General features: G+C 49.3%; 1 protein-coding gene. It reads right to left on the bottom strand.

Going from position 1 to position 661, the window contains the following annotated elements:
* A partial coding sequence (locus tag R7Q09_RS26130) for an ATPase domain-containing protein (protein WP_318143942.1) occupies positions 1-661 on the bottom strand: 661 nt, incomplete at both ends.

Raw genomic sequence — 661 nt, 5'->3', positions numbered from 1 at the left:
CGTCTCTTCTTCGCCACGAGAAAGGAAAATCGCCGATGGGTTACTTACTTCTTTCAGTCCCTGCCCCGTCATCGCAAACACGCCTAATTCATTTACCGCACCAAAACGGTTTTTGTGGCTGCGCAGTGTACGGAAACGACTATCTGTTCCGCCATCAAGCAAGACAGAACAGTCAATAATGTGCTCAAGGACTTTAGGGCCGGCAAGAGTACCATCTTTCGTTACGTGACCAACAATAAATACCGCAACATTGTTCTGTTTTGCGTATCGCGTCAGTGCCGTCGCAGATTCTCGCACCTGAGCAACACTGCCCGGTGACGATTGAACATCAGAAACGTGCATAACCTGAATCGAGTCAATCACCATAATTCTGGGCTGCTCTTTCTCTGCAATTTGGCAAATTTTATCGACGTTGGTTTCTGATAGCATCTTCAGGTGCTCTTTTGGCAGACCAAGACGAGACGCGCGCATCGCAACCTGTTGAAGCGATTCCTCACCCGTAACGTAAAGTGTCGGCATCAGCCCTGATAACGTACACATAGTTTGAAGAAGCAACGTCGACTTACCCGCACCAGGGTTACCACCTATCAGAGTCGCCGCACCAGGTACGACACCACCACCAAGCACACGATCGAGCTCTTTAAAACCACTAGTGAATCGC

The sequence above is a fragment of the Vibrio sp. 2130-1 genome (assembly GCF_033339515.1).
This window is presented reverse-complemented; position numbering and strand designations above follow the sequence as displayed.